The following is a 19,120-nucleotide window of genomic DNA, read 5'->3' as shown; positions in this document are numbered from 1 at the left end:
AAGGAGATTACTATGAAAAAATATATTTTATATCCACTCATGTTACTTACAATTTTATTTCTATCAGCTTGTTCAAACAGTGCACAACCTAAGGAAGAAAACGATGTACAATCTATTAAAGATGTTGCTATTAAAGTTCCAGAAAATATATTTAGTTCCTCAAAGAAAAATGAAACTATTAATGAAGACGAAATGAAGCAAAATATAAAAACTTATTTAGATTATAGCGGAGAGTTATACGAAAACATCGTTCCACTTTCGTCAGCCATGTCTGACGAGAAGGTTACTGAGTCCGACCGGGATAAATTACAAAAACTAATAGATTTAGCTCAACAAAACGATGCGAACTTCCATCATTTTATTAGTAACAATACGATTCCTGCTGATTACAAACAGCCTTCGAAGGAAATTCATAATTATATTTCAGCATCTACAGCACTTTCAGTAGAATTAGATCAGGAAATAGAAAAATTCGCTCAAGATGGTAACTTATTCAAAACTGATTTCTCTTTTACAAAGCGCTTTGAGAAAGTTAATGGTAGGAAGCAAAAAGAAATTGAAGAGTTTTTGAAGGAGAAAAACATTAAAACGGAGTATTTCAAAAAATAACAAACAAAAAAGACGTGTGTAGAGATAATAAACTTGTTTACTTCTTATAGGGCTAACGAAGTAGTTTAATGGAAGAAGAATTTATAGTGAGTGTTATAATAATCAATAACTTAAGCAAAGGGGGCAGCATTTTTGCACAAACTCAATGCATTAATACCAGAGCTATCAGTTTCAGATATGGAGGAAAGTTTAAATTTCTATTCGGAAATTCTCCTGTTTAAAATTGAATATCAAAGACCAGAGGATAAGTTTGCTTTACTGTCTTTAAATGACTGCCAGATTATGATTGAAGAAGTAAATGGTCATTGGAGTACTGGGGAGTTATCTTATCCCTACGGAAGAGGAATCAATTTTCAAATTATCATAAATGATATTGATTCACTATATGATAGTTTGAAAAAGAACGAGTATCCAATTAAATTTGATATTCAAGAGAATTGGTATAGAGCTGATACTAAATTAAAGGGACAAAAAGAATTTTTAATTATGGATCCTGATGGTTATCTATTAAGATTTGTTCAAAATTTAGTTGAAAAAGATGTTGAGGCAGATTAAGCTATGTAAAACAGGATAAAAATTTAGTAAATGGAGCAAGCTACTTTTTTTCAATAAGCGGCATTAGTTGAAGAAAAATTAACCAACTTTATTATTTTTATAAATTAAAGGCTACAACAATTAAATTTAGTTTTAAATAAATTTAAAACCACCTACAAGTTAATTTTAATAGGTGGCTATTACATTTCTTATACTAAAATTAAACACCTTTATTGTCACTGAAAAAGACGCCCCTATACTAGGAGCGTCTTCTCTCATTACGCTTGTTGTTGCGCGCTATATAATTCTTCAAGTGGCTTCATGATAATTTTGTTAACGTCACCGATTACAACGTTTAGGCGTTGCTCAGTTTCCATTAGTTTTGTAATTTTAGCATCTTGTTGAATGCGAGCTACAACTTCTTGTGCTTGTTGGTTGTCTTCTTCAGTGATTTCTTGGCCTTGCATCATTTTCTGTTGTAGGCTAAGTTGCATTGTACGGAACTCATCGAATAAGTTCTTTGAAGCTGTGTCAGCTTGAACTGCTGCGTAGCTCTCTTTTAAAGTTTTGAAGTCTTCGTTTTCAGCGATTGCTTTTTGTAATTCATATGCAACATCATGAATGTTCTTTGTCATTTTATTTTTCCTCCTTTAGAAGGCTAGCGCTTTTCACTCGCACTGCCTTTTACGTGCATTTACATACGCACCTCTTCTTACCATATCAAACTATGCAAGAGATGTGAAGAAATTTCACTTTTATTTCTATGTACTCACCTTATTATCTAAGAAACAATAGTAACAATCCTTGTACGAGCCCGATCATTCCGCCTAATAACGCTCCTAAATACGTAATCATTTTCAATTCGTTTTTCGTAATAGACAGAACTAAGTCTTCTAATCTTTCTGTTGAGAATGTAGACACTTCTTGCTGGACAATTTCCGCAAGGTGTAGATTATTTAGTATACTCTCTACATTTTCTGTTCCCCACTTTAAGCCTTTCGCTACTGCACTTGGAACCACTTTTTCAATAATTGTTTCTCGAACTGGTTCACATACTTGCTGAACAGATTGATTTAAAAACTTACTCACTGTTTCCTCTACTTTAACTGCTGACAGCACGGAGCTTACAATCATTTCTTTCTCCACAAATGCTTCTAATTCTTTTACATCTCTTCCTTTTAACTTTTCCCACTCTTTTTGTAGTACGTCAGTTAAAAGCTGCTTTGTAGCATCTTGCCCTAAAAACTTAATAACTTCTGGCTGCACACGATCCACAACACTTACATTTCCTAAAAACATCCCAACTAAGTTAAGTAGCGTTCCACGAGAAGCAAAGAAATCATCAATCATTTTTGAAAGACGCGCTTTCCCTTCTTCACTTTCAAAAAAGCTAATTCCTCGCTCTAAAATAAACGCCGAGGCATTCGGAATCGCATTCTCTATCTTTTCATGTACAGAATGAGGTAAAGCCTGTTCCCATGTATATGTATAATACTCTGCTAAAAATGCATGAATTTTTTCTGTAATCACATATTCGATTTTTCGAGTCGCTTCTTCTTCTACATGCGCTACATTCCATTTTTCTAACATATATCGCAGTGATTGTTCATTCGTAATTACTTTATCCACTTCCACTTGCGCCCAGTGGATTAAACCTTTTTGAAACTCTTCATTTGTTAGCTTTTTTCCGATTCCTTCTGGTGTTAACAAATGTTCTACAACCATTTTTCCTAATTGAACAGCAAGTTCATCACGACGCTTCGGAATTAACCCTGGTGTAAATGGAACTTGAAACTTTCCGATATAAATAGGACGATGAGGACGAAATAACATTTTTATCGCTAAATGATTCGTGTATCCCCCAATAATTGCTCCGAGCCCTGTCGTCGTTAACATATTTAACCATATATTCATTACAATCAACCTTTCACTTCTCCAAAACTATAGCATATCATCATACGGACAAAAGTATAATGGTATAAAAACGTATTTGCAATATATAGCTTCGCCTATTATGCAAATAGTAGTAAAGGAGTGATTTCGTTGGTTCTCGGCCTTTTAACTTCTAAACTTCATTATGAGCAAACGTATTACACCGAAATCGCTAAACGCGCTCGGCTTTATCATAATGTCGTTGCCCAGTTTACGCCATTTTGTATTGATTCTAAAACAGACCTTGTTTCTGGTCTTATTTACGATACAGATACAGGAAAATGGAAAGAGCAAACATTCCCTATTCCTTCTTATATATATGATCGTTATTCTTTTCACGAGGAAACAGACTTTGAAAAAGCAAAATCAATTATTCACTCTTTGCACAACCGTCCTTCCACTACCTTTTTAAATAACACACTTATTAACTTAAGTGAACTACATGATTTATTTCTCACTAATAAAAAACTGTCTCCTTATATACCCAAATTTGAAGTGGCAACGATACAAAACATTTTCAAACTGTTGTTAAAAACTAAAGATATTATTATACGCCCCACTAATATACATTCTAAAGATAACTTATATCGAGTCGCTTACAAAAATAAAACGTTTCATATCGATACAGTAAATGAAAAATACCATACTTCTCTTCCAATCAAGCGGACAGATGAATTTATATCTTGGTGTAAATCTAACATACGTTCATCACGCTACATAGTGCATACCATGCTACAACCACCAAATCAATTAACATACCCACTCCACATTCGAACCATTTTGCAAAAAAACAAAGAACAAACTTGGAATATTATCGGTCAATTTATACAAAAAAGTTCATTTCCTAATCAACTTTTACCCTCAGCAACAGACGATGATTCATTGCATTCATTTTCAAAAATTAAATACGTACTATCTAGTACAGGTGTGCAACTATTGCAAGACGCTTTACACGACATTATAAATGAAGTATTCCAAACACTAGATCAGTCTTATTCTTCATTATTCGAACTAGAACTTTCCACAATTATGGATCAAAAAGGCGCAATTTGGCTTATGTATGTCAACACGATTCCTCCTTACGAACAATACATTCGTCATAGTGATTCATTAGCTGAAAAGATATTTCACGGACCACTTAAATTCAGTCGCTTTACACCATAATGAAAGGAGGTAAACCTATTTTGAAAGAGCATATATATACATTAAATATTTCAGATGACCATCCAAATAGCATTACTTTACCTTACGTTTTTTCTATTACACCGCCTATTACATCTCTCTCCTTCGGCATACGTCATATTGCAAGTGAAGAGGTGAAAATTCATTATTCCTTTACTCGCGAAATTATTATCGGAAAGCATATTGCCGAAAAACTTTTACTGCCTCAATCAACTACTATTCATGCATTTACACAAAACCAAACAATTATTTTCGGACCATTAATCGGCATTTTTACAGCTGGCTTTAATGATGATTCTTCTAACCCTTTAGGAAATCGTTCAATTGCTCTGAGTGAGTTGTTAACACCACCATTCTCATTACGACCGTTCGTATTCGTCTTTGGCGTTCAACATATACACTGGGAAGAAGAAACGATTGAAGGATATTTCTTTCAAGAGAAACAATGGATAAAGAAAAAAGTCCCTTTACCAAATGTCATTTACGATCGCTTACCGAATCGGCAAGCGGAAAATTATAAACCAATTGTCAGGGCAAAAAGAAAATTAGAACAAGACTACTGCATTCCATGGTTTAACCCAGGTTTTTTCAATAAATGGGAAGTTCATCAACTTCTTACGAAAGACGAATCAATTAAACCCTTATTACCAAATACAGAAGCATTTCAGCATTTTGAACAAGTAGAACGGTTTCTTGGCACGTATAAATCAGTGTACATGAAACCAATACACGGGAGCTTTGGTAGAAATATTCATCAAATATTTTATTCTCAAACAGAGAATTGCTACTACTGTCGTTATCGCGAAAATGAAGAAAATAAACTGAGAAAGTATCAATCATTAGAAACGCTTCTAAACCATGTATTAAAAGGACATGATTTAAAAAAGTTTATCGTACAGCAAGGTATTTCGTTACTTCGCTTCGATGGGCAACCTGTTGATTTCCGCATTCATACAAATAAAAACCATTTCGGTAATTGGATAGTTAGTGCAATCGTCGCCAAAATCGCCGGCAAAGGCAGTTTAACAACGCACGTAAATAGTGGCGGTGATACAAAATTATTACAAGAGCTTTTTCCAGATTCAACGAAACAAGTTCAAATTGAAAATAAATTAAAACATACTGCCTTACAAATAAGTTACGCGCTCGATGAACAAGTAACTGGAAATATTGGAGAAATCGGTTTTGATATCGGTTTAGACACAAAGGAAAATCCGTGGCTCTTTGAAGCCAACTCTAAACCTGGGCGAACTGTATTCCAAGATAAAAAATTAAAAGAGCAAAGTGAACTGACGCGCCAGTTATTTTACGAATATGCCGTCTACTTAACTGAACATTCTTTACGTGATACAAAAGAAAAAATGTCTCAAATAAAATCAGGGGCTTCATCAAACACCGAACATATCCCTTCTCCTATGATTCACTCACAAATACAAAAACAAAAACTTCCACCTAGATAATAAGGTGGAAGTTTTCTATTTACACAAGTTTTACTACAACCTCAGTTTCCACGTTACATACTCTGCAATAAAAAATATGATTGCAATATTCATTTGAATTATTATGCGTTAAACCATCTACTGCACTTAATAATTCTTGATCCATATAGGCACTATAATCGTCTATGTAATCTACAGACTTCCCATAATCTTGGAGTATACTTTGGCAATTTTGACAAGAATATGTTTGTGATTCTAATGCGTTGCAAAGCGGGCAAATTCCCATCATGATTCCTCCATACGTTATCGTTTATAAGCCTCTCTTTTTTAGAGTGAAGAGAGCAACCTATCCAGACATAGGAGCGCCCACTCCATCCCTACTTAAAAATAGAACTATGAAGTTGCTACCGATTTCATTTTTATTTCAATAAATCATAAATAAGAAGCTAATAATTAGCCTACAAGTAGCAGGCTACAATGAAAAAATTATATTTAATATCCTCCTTAGTTTGGCCTGTTTTCTTAAAAATACAACGATTACTCTTATTTCATAATTTACGAAATCAATACGTTTTTTTGACAAAATTTACAAATTATTATTTTGTATATCTTTCTAGGTAACATCCATACTATGAGTACAAACTTAATTACCGATGGATTAGCGCCAACCGGGGCGATAATCTGGTTCAACTCCAGCTAGTCCAACCAAAAAAACTTTTATAACTCTAAGGAGGATATATTCCTATGGCAAACCAAAATTCTTCAAATCAATTAGTAGTACCAGGTGCAACAGCTGCAATCGATCAAATGAAGTACGAAATCGCTCAAGAATTTGGTGTACAATTAGGAGCAGATTCTACGGCTCGCGCTAACGGTTCAGTTGGTGGAGAAATCACAAAACGTCTAGTTGCAATGGCTGAGCAAAGCCTTGGCGGATTCCACAAATAAATATATATGGCAAAAAGGTCTCAAGGCATATGCCTTGAGACCTTCCTTAATTTATTGCAACATTTGTAAAAACTTCTTCGTGCGTTCTTCTTTTGGATTTGTAAATACTTCTTCTGGTGTACCTTGTTCGACAACGACACCACCATCCATGAAAATAACACGGTTCGCAATTTGATGTGCAAAACGCATTTCGTGCGTTACAATAACCATCGTCATGCCCTCTTTAGCAAGTTCTTTCATTACTTTCAGAACTTCTTGAACGAGTTCAGGATCAAGCGCTGACGTCGGCTCATCAAATAGTAACACTTCCGGCTCCATCGCAAGTGCGCGCGCAATTCCAACGCGCTGTTGTTGTCCGCCTGATAATTGGAACGGATACAAATCCACTTTATCTGCTAAACCAACTTTTTCAAGGAAATAGTTTGCTTTTTTCTTCGCTTCTTCTTTCCCCATCTTTTTCACTGTAACGAGCCCTTCCATTACATTTTGAAGTGCTGTTAAATGCGGGAATAAATTATGGTGCTGGAATACCATACCTGTTTGCGTACGAAGATTAACAATATCTTTCTTCGTTACTTTTTGAGAGAAGTTAAGCTCTTTATTACCGATACGAATATTACCAGCGTTTGGCGTTTCTAATACATTGAGACAACGTAAGAATGTCGTTTTACCAGATCCAGACGGCCCAATAATAACAACAACCTCGCCCTTCTCAACTGTTAAATCTATATGCTTTAGTACGGTATTATCTCCGAAACTTTTTTGTAAGTGCTGAATTGAAATCATAAAAACAAAAACTCCTTTTGTAAAAGGATTATTTTAATGTGTAGCGTTCTGAACGCTTTTCTAACATCTGTTGTACGATTGATAATAAGAAACAAATAACCCAATAAATAAGACCTGCTTCAAAATAAACAATTAAAAACTCGTAGTTCATCGCCGCAATTTCCTGCGCTTTTCGGAACATTTCTGTTACTAAAATTAACGATGCTAATGAAGTATCCTTCACTAAGCTAATAAATGTATTCGAAAGCGGCGGGATTGATACGCGCGTTGCTTGTGGTAAAATAACACGTTTTAATGCTTGTGGATATGTCATCCCAATTGTATAAGCTGCTTCCCACTGCCCTTTCGGAATGGAAAGGATAGAAGCACGAATAATTTCAGATGCATATGCACCGACATTTAATGAAAATCCAACAACTGCTGCTGTATATGGCTCAACTTCAATATTAAGAGTTGGAAGACCATAGAAAATAATAAATAACTGTACAAGAAGTGGCGTTCCGCGAATGATAGATACATAGATACGAGCAATCCATTGTAAAATACGACTACCTGAAATACGTGCGAGCGCTGTTAACGTCGCAAGTATAAGACCGATAATAAATGTAATAAGCGTTAATGGAATTGTTGTAAAAACAGCTTCCTTCAGCATAGGCATGAAGGAAGACTGCATAATATCTATCCAAGTAGACAATCGATCTGAAACTAATGCACTACTTAGATACATTTTCACCGAACCATTTTTTCGTTATTTTGTCATACGTACCGTCTTTTTTCATATCTTCTAACGCTTTATCTACTTCTTGTACAAGCTTATCGCTACCTTTACGGAATAAGAATCCACTTTGTGAAGCTTCTTTTTCTGTATCTACAATTTTAATTTTTGCATCTTTTTTCGTTTCTAAATAATTTAATACTGATAACTTATCATTAATTGTAAAATCAACGCGTCCTGAAGCTAATAATTCTGCCGCTTGGCTAAATCCTTCTACACCTTCGATTTCTGCACCGTTTTTCTTAGCAATATCTGCATAGTTACTCGTTAAAGATTGTGCTCCTTTTAACCCTTTTACATCAGCAAATGTAGCAGGCTTATCTTTATCTTTTGCGATAACTAATGCCGCTGAAGATGAAATATATGGTTTAGAGAAATCGTATTTCTTTTGACGATCTTCACGAATACCAACTTCGTTTGCAACCATATCGAAACGTTTTGCATCTAGGCCAGCAAGTAAGCTATCCCATTGTGTTTCTTTAAATACAGGTTTTACACCTAAACGTTTTGCAACTTCTTCTGCTAATTCAACATCGAATCCAGTTAATTTATTGCTTGAATCGTGGAACGTAAATGGTGGATATGTACCTTCTGTACCAATTACAAGTTCACCGCTTTGTTTAATCTTTTGTAACGCGTCTTGACTAGCTGTATCTTTTTTCTCTTCTTTACCGCAGCCGGCTACAATCCCGATCGCTAATGTAGTTACTGCAAGCACTGAAAATAATTTCTTCATGATAGTAATCCTCCAAGTATTCTGATAGGAATTTAAAAACTATATTGATTGTATGCAATCTTGAACAATTTTTCAATGAAAATGTTCTTATTTAGTTTATCCTTTTTCTTCATAATCAAACAAAAGGGAAAAATAACGCTACATACAAAAAATAAGTAACATTTTTTAATATAGCATTTATGGAGAAAAAGGTAAAACAATACTTCTTATTTAACTGTCGTAATTCGCTAAAGAGTCGACATGTTCATCAATAAAAAAGAACTTGTGAAAATCACAAGTTCTCCTCCATGCATATTAAGCACTCTGATTGCCTTCCATTTGCGTTTTATACATATCGTAATAACGCCCGCGCTTTTTCATGAGTTCATCATGAGAGCCTTTTTCTAAAATGGTTCCTCTATCGAGCACAATAATTTGATCTGCACTTTTAATCGTTGAAAGGCGGTGAGCGATAATAAATGTCGTTCTTCCTTTTTTTACAACTTCTAGTGCTTGTTGAATCATCGCCTCTGTTTCTGTATCAATACTAGACGTTGCTTCATCTAAAATTAAAATAGCCGGATCAAAAGCGAGCGCCCTAGCAAACGAAATAAGCTGACGTTCTCCAGTGGAAAGCGTACTTCCCTTTTCTGTAATTTCTTCATTTATATTGTTCGCAAATCTTTCAGCACCAACATCACGTAACGCCTTTACAATGCGCTCTTTTGAAATTTTTTCATTTTCTAAGCTTACATTGGAAGCGACCGTCCCACTAAAAAGAAACGGGTCTTGCAGTACGATTCCCATATGTTCACGGGTTGCTTGTTTCGGCATCTCTTTTACATCGTGACCATCAATCGTAAGCTTTCCTTTTTCAAACTCATAAAATTGAAAGAGTACATTCATGATAGAACTTTTTCCTGATCCAGTATGACCGACAAGTGCCACTGTCTCGCCTTGTTTCGCTTCAAAAGAAATATTTTTTAACACTTCATCTTTTCCATTATAAGAAAATGATACATTATCAAATTTTACATTTCCTTTTAAACGAGGCATACATTCTTCTTCTACCGGTTCCCCTTTTTCCTCTAACAATTCAAAGACACGTTCTGATGCAACGCGCGCTTGCTCTAAGTTTGCAAGCTGGTTCACCATATTCGTAATTGGCGAGAATAATCGTGTTAAATAATCGACGAACGCATACAGTACCCCAAGTGAAATAATACCTGTAGCAGTTAATGACGCACCGCCGAAATACCAAATTACTCCTGTGAAAGCGATATTTCTTAATACGGCTACTAAGTTATGCGAAGTTGCTGCATTTAAATTTAAAATTTTATTTTGATACTTAAAATAATCGCCATTTAATTCTTCAAATTCTTTTTTCGTTTCACGCTCTTGACGGAACGCTTGAATAATTGGCATCCCTTGAATGGATTCATTCACTGTTCCGTTAATATCAGATAAACGAGAGCGCATTTTATGATTGTATACAGACGCGTATTTTCTATAAAGAATCGCCCAAACAATTAAAATTGGGATAATTAATAAACATAATGAAGCGAGCTTCACATCTAATAAAAATAACGCAGCGAATATCCCAATAATATAGATGATACTAGAAACGAATGTTGCCAGCACCGTTACATATAAATCACGAATGGCCTCTGTATCATTCGTCACACGCGAAACAATTTTCCCCGCCGGTAAATGATCAAAGTACCGAATTGGCAACGTTTGAATATGAGAAAAAACATCTTCCCTCATAATTTGAATAATTTTGTTCGCTGCCTTTTGCAAGAAGAACTGCTTTCCGTATGCAAATAATGACACGACTACTAATAAAGCGAAATAGCCACCACCAAGTAATAATAGACGGTTTATTTCTGGCTTATAAAATGCAAATACTTCTTCCTTTGTTAATGCTTTCGCTTTATAAACTTGCACCGCCTTACCATTTTGAACGGTAATCATATCCCCTTTTACAGTCCGTGACCCTTCCGCATTTACTTTATTCGGTACAAAATAATATTGAAAACCGACTTGTATCACACGTACTTCTTTACCTTTTGTCTCGCCTTGTTCAAAGCGATCACTTCGCTTATAAAAAGCGCCATTATACGAAACAGCTTCTTCACTCTGTTCTGTTTCATACCAAGGTTTCTCTATCCCGACGATATGATCATCAATCATCGTTTTAGCAACGAAAGGACCAGCAAGCTCTGCGATGACGAAAATAAATAACATTAACATCGCAGCAAAAATCGTCCCTTTCACTTTCATCGCGTATTGAAACAATCGTTTTGAAACGCTCATATTTTCACCCCACTATCCGCACTTTCACTTTCACCTTGTTGTCTTTCAAACTGTTCAGCATACCAGCCTCCCTTTTGGATAAGCTGATCATGCGTACCTTCTTCTATAACTGCACCTTCATCCATAACGAGAATCCAATCCGCATGTTGCACTGCAGATAAACGATGCGTCGTAATAATCGTCGTCTTTCCGCTTCTTTCCGTTCTTATATTTTCAATGATCGCTGCTTCCGTACGAGCATCTACAGCTGATAAAGAATCATCCAAAATTAAAATTTCTGGATTTTGAATAACAGCTCGTGCAATCGAGATCCTTTGTTTTTGCCCTCCTGATAAAGAAACACCTTTCTCTCCAACGAGCGTTTCTAACCCTTCTGGTAAAAACTCTAAATCCTTTTTAAACGCAGCAATTTCAATTGCTTTCTCTAGTTCTTCTTCAGTCGCTTCCCTATTTCCGAATAAAATATTTTCTCGCGCTGTTTTTGAGAACAAAATATGCTCCTGCGGTACATAACCAATCCAGCCGAGTACATTTTCATTCGTCATTTTATCTAACGTCACATCAGAAACTGCAATATCTCCATCTCCAAGCGGATATTGGCGAAGAAGCTGACGTACAAGCGTCGTTTTCCCGCTTCCTGTTTTTCCGACAACCCCTAGCGTTTCTCCTTGCTTTAATGTGAAAGAAACCTTTTTTAAATTTTCTTCAGTTGATGAAGGATATGAGAAAGACACATCATCAAACTGAATATAATCCGGCTCTTGCACAAGCTTTGGATGTTTCGGATTCTTTACATCTGGCTCATACGCTAACGTTTCATTCACACGGTCAAGCGAAGCATTTCCTCTTTGCATAACATTAATTAGTTCCCCAATTGCAAACATCGGCCAAATCATCATCCCTAAATACACGTTAAAAGAAACGAGTTCACCAAGCGTCACCTTTGACTGGAACACAAGGTATGCACCGTACACTAAGCCGATTAAATAACTAAGACCGACAAGCATTTTCACAGTTGGTTGGAATAATGCATCAATCTTTGCTACCTTCATATTTTTTTCGTAGACGTCATCTCCTAAATGATGAAATCTTTCCTCGTCTGCATTCTCTTGTACATATGCACGAATAACACGCACACCAGCGATTGATTCAAGCACTTTATCGTTCATATCACCAAACGCATCTTGCGCAACGGTAAATCTTTCATGCAATTTCTTTCCATATATATTCATCGCATACGCCATAATTGGAAGCGGAATAAGCGCTGCAAATGTAAGCTCCCAACTAATTGTAAATCCCATCATAAAGACAATCGTAAGCATATATAAACTAGAATCCACAAGCGTTAATATACCAAAACCAGCTGTCATAGCGATTGCTTTCAAATCATTTGTCGCTCTCGCCATTAAATCACCAGTACGATTTTTTTGATAAAAAGTCGGCGTCATCTTAAGTAAATGCCCCATAAATTTAGAGCGCATCGTTTTCTCAAGTACGAATGCACCGCCAAACAATTGATGTTGCCATACGAAAGTGAGGCCATATCCAACGATCGTAACCCCTATTAAAATAAGAATAGACTGTATAATAGCTTCGTTCGATAACGTTCCTGTTTTTATGTTATCTATCGTAACCCCTAACACTTTCGGGGGAATCACTTCAACTATATTCACAATTAAAAGAGCTCCAATGGCAATACTATATCTCTTCCAGTGCTCCCTAAAAAACCATTTTAGCTTTAGTAATACTGATAACAATGTAACCTCTCCCTTCTCGTTCTCGTTTACCTCTCATTTCTTTATCCACTATCCAGACCTATCACATTTACATTTCGTAACCCATACAATCTCATCACATTTTTCCACCTTCCAAAGTTTTTTATCGGAACTAAACAAGGGAAAATAAACAAAAAAAAGCATACCGCCGCTTGACGATATGCACAGGAATGCATAAAAGCGTACGTTACGATATACGCAACGTACGCTTCTTATAAGACAAAGATGCCCTATATATCCGCACGGGTTGCGTAATGATATAAATGTTTTCTGCCATTTAACAGAGCTAAGCCCATTACATTTACGATTACAATCATTACGCACACCCCTTTCATTTATTTTCCATTTATAATCTTACAACTTTATTGAGTATTCTGTCAATTATTTTTTTCACACTTTAAATAAAAATATATGATACACCATTTTGAAATAAGGGAATGTTCTGTAAGAAAGGGCATACAAAATAAAAAAAGAATAAGAAATCGTTTTCACAAACATTTCATTTGAAAAATGTTATCAAACCCCCTACAATCACCTTATACTCACTCTTACAAGTTGCTATTTTAGGAGGACTAATCATGACAACTAGCAATACGTACAAATTTTATTTAAACGGAGAATGGAGAGAAAGCTCTTCAGGAGAAACAATCGAAATTCCATCTCCATACTTACACGAAGTAATTGGACAAGTACAAGCAATTACTCGCGGAGAAGTAGATGAAGCAATTGCATCTGCAAAAGAAGCTCAAAAATCATGGGCAGAAGCTTCTCTACAAGATCGCGCAAAATACTTATATAAATGGGCTGATGAGCTCGTAAATATGCAAGATGAAATTGCCGATATCATTATGAAAGAAGTCGGTAAAGGATATAAAGATGCGAAGAAAGAAGTTGTTCGTACAGCTGACTTCATTCGTTACACAATCGAAGAAGCTTTACATATGCACGGAGAAAGCATGATGGGCGATAGCTTCCCGGGCGGTACAAAATCTAAACTTGCGATTATCCAACGCGCACCACTTGGTGTTGTATTAGCAATCGCACCGTTTAACTACCCAGTAAATTTATCTGCTGCAAAACTTGCACCAGCATTAATTATGGGTAACGCTGTTATTTTCAAACCAGCCACTCAAGGTGCAATTAGCGGTATTAAAATGGTTGAAGCACTTCATAAAGCTGGCCTTCCAAAAGGTCTTGTAAACGTAGCGACAGGACGCGGTTCTGTAATTGGTGACTACTTAGTAGAACACGAAGGCATCAATATGGTATCGTTCACAGGCGGTACAAACACAGGTAAACATTTAGCGAAAAAAGCTTCCATGATTCCACTTGTATTAGAACTTGGTGGTAAAGATCCTGGTATCGTTCGTGAAGATGCTGACTTACAAGATGCTGCAAACCATATCGTAAGCGGTGCATTCTCTTACTCTGGTCAACGTTGTACAGCTATTAAACGTGTACTTGTACACGAAAACGTAGCGGACGAGCTTGTTAGCTTATTAAAAGCGCAAGTAGCTGAACTATCAGTTGGATCTCCAGAACAAGACAGCACAATCGTTCCATTAATCGACGATAAATCTGCTGACTTCGTTCAAGGTTTAGTTGACGACGCTGTAGAAAAAGGTGCTACGATTGTTATCGGTAAAAAACGTGAGCGTAACTTAATTTACCCAACATTAATCGACCACGTAACTGAAGAAATGAAAGTTGCTTGGGAAGAGCCATTCGGCCCAATCCTTCCAATCATCCGTGTTTCTTCAGATGAGCAAGCAATTGAAATTGCTAACAAATCAGAGTTCGGTCTGCAAGCAAGTGTCTTCACTAAAGACATTAACAAAGCATTTGCAATTGCTAACAAAATCGAAACTGGTTCTGTTCAAATTAACGGACGCACAGAGCGCGGCCCTGACCACTTCCCATTCATCGGTGTAAAAGGTTCAGGTATGGGCGCACAAGGTATTCGTAAGAGCCTTGAGTCTATGACACGTGAAAAAGTAACTGTATTAAACTTAGTTTAATCTTATACAAAGAAGCTGATCTAATTTTAGATCAGCTTCTTTTCTATATAGATACTTCCCGAAAACGGAGTATTTCGTTCTACTTCCGATTTGGTTTTCCAAATCGAACTAAAACATGCCATAATAATTTTAATTCCTGAAGCACTTCTTCATAAGTTCCACGATCACTCCAAGATAATGGATTGCGTTTCAAATCCGCTACAGCAGAACCGATTATATTTGCATCGATACAATGATTCCGTGCAATACGTCTTGCTAAAGATGGCATTTTTGAACCTCTAAAATCCATCGGAACTTCTTCTACCGCAAGTACAAAACCGATGTGCCAATACAAATCAATCGCATACTTCAGGCAAATTTCTTCTAAAACCCTTCCTACATCCGTACCCTTAAATGAAGGATCTGCAACAAGCGCCTCCACGTCTTCTTTAAGAGAAATCTCTCCATGAATCTGCGCTTCAATATAATGATTAAGATTACGGGCTGGCTCTTTGCTTACTACATCTATAAACGGCCTTTTCAGGTTAGCCAGTAAATGATTAATTAATATTGTTGGAGTCAAATTTCCTTCACCAATTGCAAAATCTCTTACAAATGTCTCTTCCAAAAGAGCAGCTAAAATCATATCAAACTCCTCATAAGTCCCCTTTTCTTTCGGATCTTGATGCGAATCTAAATACGTATATGTAGAGCGCGAAGAAACTTTTGAAGATAAGAGAAAATAACAGGAACCAAAACGCGGAGCCGGCCCATCTGGATGTAACATTAAATTTAGCGCTCCATATTTTGGCCGTTGATTATTTGTTACGCCTTCTAATTGATATGCTCCTCCAAATATTCTTTTTTCCCAAAGGTCACGTTCACCACCAGGGTAAGCAGATACGCTTCCATTAGATAGCAATGTTTCAAACTGACTTTTATATACTCCTTGCTCAAACAGTGCTTCAGCAACACTTTTCATATTCGAATCTAGTCTGTCTGGATGAAAGTGTAAAGCAATCCTTGCATGAGATTTTAAATTAGCGACAGCTTCTTCAAATATTTCATCTGTAATATTAGACATTTTAAGTATATGATTAATCGTTGCTTTAGCCCCACGTTTTTCGTTCTCTGCATATTTTGAAATATACTCTAAAGCAAATAATTGAGATCTTAATAATTCCATAATCCAATCTCCCCTTTAATTGAACTGCCCTTAAACACTTCAATTAAAAGCTTATTCTTTCCTTCTTATGAAACGAACCTCATTTATTAAAAAAAGTAATTTACTAAATCTTAATTATGTATACACGCATTTTTCATAGGCAAATGTACACATTCTACAGAAATTTGATACCCTAGCCATCGCTCAGCGATATGTTCAAATGATAAAACAGATCCCGTTGTAAAAAAGCGATGCTTCGGATTCAGATTGTCAGACAAAATTCCTTTGTGCTGTAAAATGGTACTTAACTCTATCGCTGTTTCTTCTGCAGAACTAATAATCGTTATGTCTTCTCCTAGTTCCTTTTTTATATAGGACTCTAAAAGTGGATAATGCGTACATCCAAGAATTAACGTATCTATATCTTCTTTCGTTAATGGAAGTAAAGCTTGTTTCACTTGCTGCGTGACATATGCTGTATCTTCTAATTGATTTTCTACAACTGTGGCTAAAGTCGGGCAAGCATAGCTATGCACTTCCAAATATGTATCCAGCTCGTGTAATGCTTTTTCATACATATTAGATTTTATCGTACCTACAGTTCCAATTACCCCGATTTCCCCTTTCTTTGTAACTTTAATTGTCGCTCTTGCTCCTGGATGTATAACGCCAATAACTGGAATGGAAAGTGCTTCTTGCAGCGCATTCAATGCAGCAGCTGCAGCAGCTGCAGCATTATTACATGCTACGACTAGCGCTTTTAATGGAAACTGTTTGAGGAACTCAACCATTTCAAATACGAAAGATTGCACCTCCTCTACACTTCTTGGCCCATACGGACAACGCTTATTATCACCAATATAATAAATGCTTTCTTTAGGCAATTGTCTTATAATTTCGCTCGCAACTGTTAATCCTCCAACTCCCGAATCTAGCACACCTATTACTGAATGTTTATGACATACAGACATTTACTTCATCCCCTTTTCAATCATCTAGCGCTAATAACATGTATTATATTACGAAAATTCAAATATCACATAACAATCCCTCTTACTTTTAATCACAAACTCTTCTCTATAATCTGATTATTACTATATCCATTGACTTATAAAAATTCATTTGTTACTCTTAAAGACGTTAATTTAATATTTAAATCCTCATTCGTATCTCGGTGAGGTAGAGGTTGCAATCATTAAGAGTATCATTTCAGGAGATGTAGTGGCATTGATGAAGGAATGAGAAAGGAATGGTTGCCGAAGTAAGTCGTGTCCACCATGCACGCTTGCTGGGTCTGCATTTAATAAGTGCAGAACTGTCACAAACGTTTCGTTTGTGGAGAGCTATCGAGAGGTATGTCGTGGGTTTCTTATAAGATAGAAAGCATGTAGCGGCAAATTACGTGCTTTTTTTGTTTTGTTTGGGACTTCTCTTCCTGACTCAGGAAGACATACATATCTCCTCGCTTGACTTGGTTATACTAACTTTGGAGGTATTTTCTATGCAACAAAAAAAATGGGGCTTTTGGGTACTAACAGCTTTCGTTGTCGGTAACATGGTTGGCGCTGGTATTTTCATGGTGCCAAGTACGTTGGCACAAACAGCAAGCCCACTCGGTGTCACTTTAGCTTGGTTAACTACAGGGTTTGGTGTTTTAATGCTAGCTCTTGTTTTCGGTAATTTAGCAATTCGTCGTCCTGATTTAACGACAGGGCCACAAAGTCATGCATATGCTTTATTCTCAACACCAAAAAAGAAAAAAATGGCTGGCTTCAGTATGGTATGGGGATATTGGGTTGCAAACTGGGCAAGTAACGTTGCCATCATTACATCATTTGCGGGATATTTATCACTCTTCTTCCCAATTATGAAAGATACGCGACTACTATTTTCAATCGGCTCGTTTAACGTAGAAGTCGGAAAACTAATTACATTTACGATTTGTTCCATCTTACTTTGGGGAACTCATATTATATTAACAAACGGTGTAAGCGGAGCTGGAAAACTAAACTTCTTAGCAACAACAACGAAAGTAACTGGATTCCTTTTATTCATCGTCGTTACGTTATTTGCATTCGAAGCTTCTAAGTTTGGACAATGGTACACACCGATGATTGATAAATCAGGTGCATCACACGGTCTTCTTTCACAAGTAAATTTAGCTGCTCTTACAACGCTTTGGGCGTTTATCGGAATTGAATCAGCCGTTCTTTTATCAAACCGTGCTGTTTCTCCAAAAACGGTAAAACGTGCAACAGTTGCGGGATTACTTATTACAGTTGCGATTTACTTAGGAATTACAATTTTAACAATGGGTGTACTTCACGTTGATAAATTACAAGCTTCTGAACGTCCATTAGCAGATGCACTAAACGCTGCAATGGGTCATGGCGGCGGGAAACTGATGGCATTACTTGCTCTTACTTCCCTGTTCGGTTCTATCTTAGGCTGGATTTTATTAAGCTCAGAAGTACCTTATCAAGCAGCAAAAGAAGGTTTCTTCCCTTCCTTCTTCACGAAAACAAATAAAAAAGGAAGTCCAATTTACTCATTACGATTAACAAACATTATGTCGCAAGTATTCCTATTCTCAACATTATCAGGAACCATTGCGGAAGCTTATACATTCGTTATTACCGTATCAACACTGGCCTACCTCATTCCATATCTCGTTTCACCAATCTTCCAGTTAAAACTAGTCGCAACTGGTGAAACATATAAAAATGAAATGCGGGCAAGAATTACAGATGGCATAGTCGCAGTTATCGCACTTTGCTACGCACTATGGGTTATTAAAACCGGCGCATCCGATATAAAAACGTTCCTTCTCGGAATTGGTTTATTCGTAATTGGATTTGCTTTCTATCCATTAATGAATCGTGATCAGAAAAAAAATAACGAAAAGAAAAACGGGCAAGTTGCATAACGCAATTTGCTCGTTTTTTCT

17 protein-coding genes and 1 riboswitch are annotated in these 19,120 nt (G+C 36.3%); of the genes, 7 read left to right on the top strand and 10 right to left on the bottom strand.

The genetic code is table 11. The annotated features are described in order from the left end of the window. Positions 1–12 precede the first annotated feature (12 nt). Entirely contained in the window at positions 13–609 is a 597-nt protein-coding gene (locus tag V6946_RS04575; protein ID WP_000760028.1) for an NDxxF motif lipoprotein, read from the top strand. Between the two features lie 132 nt (positions 610–741). Beyond that, positions 742–1,164 (top strand): VOC family protein, encoded by a 423-nt coding sequence (locus V6946_RS04570; protein ID WP_000549334.1) that lies wholly within the window; start codon positions 742–744, stop codon positions 1,162–1,164. Positions 1,165–1,421: 257 nt separating this feature from the next. Here V6946_RS04570 and V6946_RS04565 read toward each other — a convergent pair whose 3' ends face one another. Continuing rightward, complete coding sequence (locus tag V6946_RS04565; protein WP_000164614.1) at positions 1,422–1,778, bottom strand: YlbF/YmcA family competence regulator; 357 nt, start codon at positions 1,776–1,778, stop codon at positions 1,422–1,424. Positions 1,779–1,920: 142 nt separating this feature from the next. Then, positions 1,921–3,057, bottom strand: a complete 1,137-nt coding sequence (locus V6946_RS04560; RefSeq protein ID WP_025709955.1) for a DUF445 domain-containing protein — start codon at positions 3,055–3,057, stop codon at positions 1,921–1,923. A gap of 129 nt (positions 3,058–3,186) precedes the next feature. On the opposite strand from V6946_RS04560, the gene V6946_RS04555 reads away from it, so the two are divergent. Continuing rightward, positions 3,187–4,239, top strand: a complete 1,053-nt coding sequence (locus V6946_RS04555; protein ID WP_000242827.1) for a YheC/YheD family protein — start codon at positions 3,187–3,189, stop codon at positions 4,237–4,239. A 20-nt stretch (positions 4,240–4,259) separates the two neighbouring features. Continuing rightward, the gene (locus V6946_RS04550; protein WP_006917021.1) at positions 4,260–5,717 is read left to right on the top strand and encodes a YheC/YheD family protein; all 1,458 of its coding nucleotides are present in this window, start codon (positions 4,260–4,262) and stop codon (positions 5,715–5,717) included. Positions 5,718–5,736: 19 nt separating this feature from the next. Here the strand turns inward: V6946_RS04550 and V6946_RS04545 are convergent, their stop codons facing one another. Next, on the bottom strand, positions 5,737–5,982 hold the full coding sequence (locus V6946_RS04545) for a hypothetical protein (protein ID WP_000510476.1): 246 nt from the start codon (positions 5,980–5,982) through the stop codon (positions 5,737–5,739). Between the two features lie 458 nt (positions 5,983–6,440). Between V6946_RS04545 and sasP the strand changes: the two genes are divergently transcribed. Continuing rightward, positions 6,441–6,644, top strand: a complete 204-nt coding sequence (gene sasP, locus V6946_RS04540) for a small acid-soluble spore protein, SasP family (RefSeq protein WP_000013338.1) — start codon at positions 6,441–6,443, stop codon at positions 6,642–6,644. Positions 6,645–6,695: 51 nt separating this feature from the next. Here the strand turns inward: sasP and V6946_RS04535 are convergent, their stop codons facing one another. From V6946_RS04535 to V6946_RS04515, 5 genes are all read right to left on the bottom strand, one after another. After that, the gene (locus V6946_RS04535; protein WP_000623610.1) at positions 6,696–7,430 is read right to left on the bottom strand and encodes an amino acid ABC transporter ATP-binding protein; all 735 of its coding nucleotides are present in this window, start codon (positions 7,428–7,430) and stop codon (positions 6,696–6,698) included. Positions 7,431–7,458: 28 nt separating this feature from the next. Then, positions 7,459–8,157 (bottom strand): amino acid ABC transporter permease, encoded by a 699-nt coding sequence (locus V6946_RS04530; protein WP_000281497.1) that lies wholly within the window; start codon positions 8,155–8,157, stop codon positions 7,459–7,461. After that, positions 8,144–8,941: an amino acid ABC transporter substrate-binding protein gene (locus V6946_RS04525; RefSeq protein ID WP_000732840.1), complete on the bottom strand. Its 798-nt coding sequence runs from the start codon at positions 8,939–8,941 to the stop codon at positions 8,144–8,146. Before V6946_RS04525 ends, V6946_RS04530 begins: the two co-directional genes overlap by 14 nt. 294 nt (positions 8,942–9,235) lie before the next feature. Continuing rightward, positions 9,236–11,236, bottom strand: a complete 2,001-nt coding sequence (locus tag V6946_RS04520; protein ID WP_006917035.1) for an ABC transporter ATP-binding protein — start codon at positions 11,234–11,236, stop codon at positions 9,236–9,238. Continuing rightward, positions 11,233–12,993 (bottom strand): ABC transporter ATP-binding protein, encoded by a 1,761-nt coding sequence (locus tag V6946_RS04515; RefSeq protein ID WP_000953783.1) that lies wholly within the window; start codon positions 12,991–12,993, stop codon positions 11,233–11,235. Before V6946_RS04515 ends, V6946_RS04520 begins: the two co-directional genes overlap by 4 nt. 596 nt (positions 12,994–13,589) lie before the next feature. Here V6946_RS04515 and gapN point away from each other — a divergent pair. Beyond that, complete coding sequence (gene gapN / locus V6946_RS04510) at positions 13,590–15,029, top strand: NADP-dependent glyceraldehyde-3-phosphate dehydrogenase (RefSeq protein WP_006917036.1); 1,440 nt, start codon at positions 13,590–13,592, stop codon at positions 15,027–15,029. Between the two features lie 79 nt (positions 15,030–15,108). On the opposite strand, the gene V6946_RS04505 is transcribed toward gapN, so the two are convergent. Both V6946_RS04505 and racE read right to left on the bottom strand, forming a co-directional pair. Next, positions 15,109–16,194: a DUF3626 domain-containing protein gene (locus V6946_RS04505; protein ID WP_366981609.1), complete on the bottom strand. Its 1,086-nt coding sequence runs from the start codon at positions 16,192–16,194 to the stop codon at positions 15,109–15,111. Positions 16,195–16,304: 110 nt separating this feature from the next. After that, complete coding sequence (gene racE / locus V6946_RS04500; protein WP_406622248.1) at positions 16,305–17,144, bottom strand: glutamate racemase; 840 nt, start codon at positions 17,142–17,144, stop codon at positions 16,305–16,307. Positions 17,145–17,345: 201 nt separating this feature from the next. After that, positions 17,346–17,527, top strand: a riboswitch (Lysine riboswitch). 147 nt (positions 17,528–17,674) lie between these two features. Here racE and V6946_RS04495 point away from each other — a divergent pair. Continuing rightward, positions 17,675–19,099 (top strand): amino acid permease, encoded by a 1,425-nt coding sequence (locus tag V6946_RS04495; protein WP_001186301.1) that lies wholly within the window; start codon positions 17,675–17,677, stop codon positions 19,097–19,099. Positions 19,100–19,120: the final 21 nt, after the last annotated feature.

The sequence above is a fragment of the Bacillus sp. PPSBB_2 genome (assembly GCF_045291115.1).
GTDB classification, from domain to species: Bacteria; Bacillota; Bacilli; order Bacillales; family Bacillaceae_G; genus Bacillus_A; species Bacillus_A cereus.
The sequence above is the reverse complement of the archived record's forward strand: the minus strand, read 5'-3'. Positions and strand labels throughout refer to the sequence as shown.